Below are 5,829 nucleotides of genomic sequence, written 5' to 3' on the forward strand. Positions count from 1 at the left end.
CCTGTCCTGAGCGCCTGCCTTGGCAGGCAGTCGAAGGGCGGCGTATCGAAGGACGAGAGCGCGGGTGTGTCCTTCGATACGCGCCTTCGCCTTCGGCAAAGCCGAAGTTTATCCTGAGCGACGCCGCAGGCGGCGTCGAAGGGCTCAGTCGCTACCCAGGATGAGCGGTTGGGGTAAGGCACGGTGTGATTCCACCCTCATCCGCCCACCGGCGGCGTGGTCGCCCGCCGCAGCCGGTGTTCGCGCCAGACGATGTAGAGCCCGCTCGCGACAATGATCGGCGCGCCGATCGCGGTGCTGATGCCGGGCAGCGCGGCAAAGATCAGCCATCCATAGAGCGTCGACCAGATCAGGCTGGAATAATCCATCGGCACGACAGCGGAGACGGGCGCGAAGCGCAGCGCCGCGGTCAGCGCGATCTGGCCGATGCCGCCGACGATGCCGATCGCGGCCAGGATCGCGAAGGTCAGCGTGTCGTGCGCCGCGGCGACCATTGCATAGGCGATGCCGAGCGGCGGCAGCGACAGGAGCGAGAACCAGAACACCGTGGTGCCCGCGGCTTCGGTCCGGCCGAGCTGGCGCAGCTGGATCGACACGATCGCGACCAGCAACGCCGCGGTCAGCCCGATCGCCGCGTCGCTGGCAGCGACCCCGCCCGCGCTGCCCGGGTGTGCGACGATCAGCACGCCGATGAAGCCGACGATCACCGCGCCCCAGCGATGCACCCCGGTCGGCTCGCGCAGCACCAGCGCCCCCAGGATCGTCGCGAAAATCGGAACGGTGAATGAAAAGGTCGTCGCTTCCGCCAGCGGCAGCACGATCACCGCCAGGAAATTGAACACCATGCCGCTCAGCCCGACGATCGTGCGCCCGGCATGCGCGCCGATGCGGCGGGTGGAGATGCCGCGCAGACCTTCCGCCCCCGCCGCGATGAAGATCAGCACGATCGGCAGCGACGCGAGCTGGCGGAAGAAGAGGATTTCGGCGAGGTGCGCGCCGCGCAGCTCGACCAGCTTGATAAGCGCGCCCATCGTGGCGAGGCACAGGACCGCGATCAGGCGCAGGCCAAGGCCGGTCAGGATGCGGTCGGCGGGCATTGTCTGGGCCTTGGGACTCTAGTTCAGCTTTGCTGAGCGGGCCGGGTCCGCATCTTTTCAGCGTGCTGAAACAACCCCTAGGCGGATCGGCCGGACCGAACAACCCGCTTGCCCCGCGCGGCCATGGCGTTAATCCCCGCGGGCATGATCAAGCACGCTTTGCCCGTCACCCGTCAGGCCGATTTCGCCGCCTGGTATCAAGCCGTCATTTCCGAAGGCGACCTGGCCGAGGAATCGGGGGTGCGCGGCTGCATGGTGATCCGGCCGTGGGGCTATGGCATCTGGGAACGCATCCAGCGACTGCTCGACGATCGCATCAAGGCGACGGGGCACGAGAATTGCTATTTCCCGCTGTTCATTCCGCTCTCTTATTTCGAGAAGGAAGCCGAGCATGTCGACGGCTTCGCCAAGGAAATGGCGGTCGTCACCCATCACCGGCTGATCCAGCAGGACGGGCGGCTGGTGCCCGACCCCGCCGCCAAGTTGGAGGAGCCTTTGGTCGTCCGCCCGACCAGCGAGACGGTGATCGGGGCCGCGTTCAGCCGCTGGATCCAGTCTTGGCGCGACCTGCCCGTCCTCATCAACCAATGGGCCAATGTCGTGCGCTGGGAAATGCGCACCCGCATGTTCCTGCGCACCAGCGAGTTTCTGTGGCAGGAGGGGCATACCGCGCACGCCAGCGAAGCCGAGGCGCGCGAAGAGACGATGAAGATGCTGGAGGTCTATCGCAGCTTCGCCGAGGAGTGCGTGGCGTTGCCGGTGGTCGCCGGCGAGAAGCCCGAGCATGAGCGTTTCCCCGGCGCGGTGGCCACTTATTCGATCGAAGCGATGATGCAGGACGGCAAGGCGCTGCAGGCCGGGACCAGCCATTTCCTCGGCACCAATTTCTCGGCTGCGCAGAATATCCGCTTCCAGAATGCCGAGGGGCACTTGGAGCTCGCCCAGACGACCAGCTGGGGCATGTCGACCCGCATGATCGGCGGGCTGATCATGGTACACGGCGACGATGACGGCCTGCGCGTGCCGCCGCGCGTCGCGCCGTGGCAGGTGGTGATCGTGCCGATGCTGCGCGACGGGCCGGAGGATGAGGCGGTGCTCGCCTATTGCCGCGAGCTGCAGTCCGAGCTCGCCGCGCTGTCGGCGTTCGGCGAGCCGGTGCGTGCGCTGCTCGACCAGCGGCCGGCCAAGGCCGCGGTCAAGCGCTGGGGCTGGGTCAAGAAAGGCGCGCCGGTGATCGTCGAGGTCGGCGGGCGCGACGTGGCGGGCGGCAATGTGTCGGTCGTGCGGCGCGACCGGCTGTATCGCGACGACGGCAAGCTCGACAGCGCGATTCTTGCGCGCGGCGATTTTGTGGGCGGCGCGGCGGCGATGCTGGCCGATGTCCAGCAGTCGCTCCATTCGCAAGCCCGCGCGCGGATGGACGCGAACATCCGCCGCGATGTGGCCGACTTTGCCGGGATCGAGACGCATTTCGCCGAGGGCAACCGCTATCCCGGCTGGGTCGAGGTGAGCTGGTGCCGCCCGACCGGGGCGGAACTGGACCAGGTGGTCGAGAGGCTGAAGGCGCTGAAGCTGACGGCGCGCAACGTGCCGAGCGATGCTGAACCGGCTAGCGGTACCTGCATCTTCACCGGCGCGCCGGCGGTCGAACGGATCCTGATCGCCCGCGCCTATTAAGTGTCGCCCCGGCAGAGGCCGGGGCCGCTGGCAGTGGCGCGCGACGGGGTGAGCGGTCCCGGCCTCCGCCGGGACGACGAGGGGGGTCGCTCGGCACCCGGCGCGATGGCAGACTATAACTGCGCGTTGTTGAACCAGGCATCGACCTGGGCGCGCTGGTCGGCGGACATCACCAGTCCCAGCTTGCTGCGGCGATCGAGCGCGTCGGCGGCGTCGTGCGCCCATTCGCGCGCCCGCATCCAGTGCAGCTCGACCTCGGTCAGGCCATGGCCGAAATCGCGGCCCATCGCAGCCTCGCTGTCGATGCCGTCCAGCATCTCGATCAGCATCGCGCCATAGGCGCGCGCCATGCGATCCGACCGCGGATCGCCGAGGAACGGGTAGCGCCGTCGCACGTCGGCAAGAAAGGTATCGAACCTGCCAATGTCGCCGCCGGGCAGCGGGCGGGTGCGCGACACCGGCCGGACGGTCGTGCCGATCGTCGAGGCGAGTTTGCCCATCGCTTCCTCGGCCAAATGGCGCGCGGTCGTGATCTTGCCGCCGAATACCGACAGCAGCGGCGGGCCGCTCGTGTCGAGTTCGAGCACATAGTCGCGGGTGATTTCCGACGCGGCGTCGGCACCGTCGTCATAGAGCGGGCGCACCCCCGACCAGGTGGAGGTCACGTCGGCCGGCGTGATCTGGCGCGTGAAATAGCGGTTCACCGCCGCGCACAGATAGTCGATCTCGTCGCCGTCAATCACGGCGTCTTCGGGCGCGTCGACCGGCACGTCGGTGGTGCCGATTTCGGTGAAGCGGTCGAGATAGGGGATGGCGAAGACGATCCGCCGGTCGGGCTGTTGCAGGATATAGGCGTGGTCGCCGTCATACAGGCGGGGCACGACGATGTGGCTGCCCTTGACCAGCCGCACGCCGGCGGCAGCATTGACGCCGAGCCGCGCAAGCGTGCTCGCCACCCACGGCCCGGCGGCGTTGACGATGGCGCGTGCCGTGACGCCGTGCCCATCCGACAGCTCGGCACGCCACACGTCGCCTTCGCGCCGTGCGCTGACCAGCGCGGTGCGGGTTTGCACCGTCGCGCCGCACGCCGCCGCGTCCATCGCGTTGAGCAGGGTCAGGCGCGAATCGTCGACCCAGGCGTCCGAATAGACGAAGCCCTTGCCCGGGCGTTTGAGCGGCGCGCGATAGGCGATGTCGGCGGCGCGCAGGCCGCGCGACTTGGCCAGCGTCGATTTGCCGCCGATCCGGTCATAGAGCACCAGCCCCAGCCGGATCATCCACCACGGCCGCAACTGGTGCTCATGCGGCAGCACGAACGCCATCGGGTGGATGAGGTGCGGGGCGATCGCCACGAGTCGCTCGCGTTCGGCCAGCGCCTCGGCGACCAGCTTGAACTCATATTGCTCGAGATAGCGTAACCCACCATGGATCAGCTTGGTCGACGCCGACGACGTGTGGCTGGCCAGGTCGTCGCGCTCGACCAGCAGCACCTTCAGCCCGAGCAACGCCGCCTCGCGCGCGATCGCGCAACCGTTGATGCCGCCGCCGATGATGAGCAGGTCGTGGGTCACATGCCCTCTATTATCATACAAATAATTGCTGACAATCTGGACTGTGGATCAGGGGCCATCTGTGCCACTAGCGGCATATGTCCAGCCGCAGCAACCTGCCGACCCGCCAGCAGATCATGGATTTCATCGCGTCGAGCGACCAGCCGGCGGGCAAGCGCGAGATCGCGCGCGCCTTTGCGTTGCGCGGGCCGGACAAGATCGCGCTCAAGGCGCTGCTGAAGGACATGAGCGACGAGGGGCTGATCGACGTGGCACCCGGCCGTGCCTTTCACAAAATGGGCGGGCTGCCCAAGGTGACGGTTCTGCGCATCGTCGACGTCGACGACGGCGGCAATGTGTGGGCGATGCCCGAACGCTGGGAAGCCGAAGGCGTGCCCGAACCGCGAGTACGCATTCGCGAGCGCGGGCGTTCGGCGCTGGCGCCGGGCGACCGGGTGCTGGCGCGAACCGAGGAAGCCGGCAAGGGCTGGATCGCGCACCCGATGAAGAAGCTGGCGCGCGGCGAGGCGCTGATGCTGGGCGTCGTCCATGCCGAAGGCGGCAAGCACTGGTTGCAAGGCGTCGAGAAGAAGGAGCGCCGCAACTTCCCGATCTCCGATCTCGGCGGGGCCGAGGTCGGCGACCTGGTGCTTGCGGAACGGGCGGGACGACCGCCACGCATGACGGCCAAGGTCGTCGAACGGCTGGGCGATCCGTTCGCGCCGCGCAGCTTCTCGCTGGTCGCGATCCACAAGCACGGGATTCCCAACGTCTTTTCCGACGAGCTGCTGGCGGAGGCCGGGGAGTCGGCGGCGCGCGAGCTGGGCGAGGGGCGCGAGGATCTGCGCGCGCTGCCGATCGTCGCGATCGACCCGGCCGATGCGCGTGACCATGACGATGCGGTCTGGGCCGCGCCCGACGATGATCCGGGCAACCCCGGCGGCTGGCGCGCGATCGTCGCGATTGCCGATGTCAGCTTCTATGTCCGCCCCGGCTCGCTGCTCGACCGCGAAGCGCGCAAGCGGGGCAATTCGGTCTATTTCCCCGACCGCGTGGTGCCGATGCTGCCCGAAATCCTGTCGGCGGACGTGTGTTCGCTCAAGGAAGGCGTCGATCGCGCGGCGCTGGCCTGTCACCTGCAGGTGACGGCGGCGGGGGCGCTCAAATCCTGGCGGTTCAGCCGGGCGGTGGTGCGGATCGTGGCCAACATCGCTTACGAGGACGCGCAGGCGGTAATGGATGGGGATGGGGCGGTGCCAGCAGCGCCGCGTCAGATGAATGACTCCAACCCCAACCCCTCCGCTGAAGGGGAGGGGCTCAAAGACATTCTCTCCCCGTTGTGGGACTGCTGGCACGCGCTCAACAAGGCGCGGGAGGCCCGCGCGCCGCTCGACCTCGACCTGCCCGAGCGGCGAATCATACTGGACGAGAAGGGCCGGATCCTGTCGGTCGCGCCGCGCGAGCGCCTCGACGCGCACAAGCTGATCGAGGATTACATGATCGCC

Annotated in this window: 4 protein-coding genes; 2 read left to right on the forward strand and 2 right to left on the reverse strand. The window is 68.0% G+C overall.

Going from position 1 to position 5,829, the window contains the following annotated elements; genetic code table 11:
- Nucleotides 1–197 precede the first annotated feature (197 nt).
- Complete coding sequence (locus AX709_RS08480; RefSeq protein ID WP_066481133.1) at nt 198–1,097, reverse strand: DMT family transporter; 900 nt, start codon at nt 1,095–1,097, stop codon at nt 198–200.
- Nucleotides 1,098–1,241: 144 nt separating this feature from the next.
- Between AX709_RS08480 and proS the strand changes: the two genes are divergently transcribed.
- Nucleotides 1,242–2,774 carry a proline--tRNA ligase gene (gene proS, locus AX709_RS08485; RefSeq protein WP_066548766.1) on the forward strand — a complete coding sequence of 511 codons (1,533 nt, stop codon included), beginning with the start codon at nt 1,242–1,244 and terminating at the stop codon, nt 2,772–2,774.
- A gap of 113 nt (nt 2,775–2,887) precedes the next feature.
- On the opposite strand, the gene glpD is transcribed toward proS, so the two are convergent.
- Nucleotides 2,888–4,345, reverse strand: coding sequence for a glycerol-3-phosphate dehydrogenase (gene glpD, locus AX709_RS08490; protein ID WP_066548769.1), 1,458 nt, complete (start codon nt 4,343–4,345; stop codon nt 2,888–2,890).
- A gap of 77 nt (nt 4,346–4,422) precedes the next feature.
- Between glpD and AX709_RS08495 the strand changes: the two genes are divergently transcribed.
- On the forward strand, nt 4,423–5,829 hold a 1,407-nt coding region (locus AX709_RS08495), incomplete at its 3' end, for an RNB domain-containing ribonuclease (protein WP_156454217.1).

The sequence above is a fragment of the Sphingomonas sp. CCH15-F11 genome (genome assembly GCF_001557005.1).
Taxonomy (GTDB): domain Bacteria; phylum Pseudomonadota; class Alphaproteobacteria; order Sphingomonadales; family Sphingomonadaceae; genus Sphingomonas.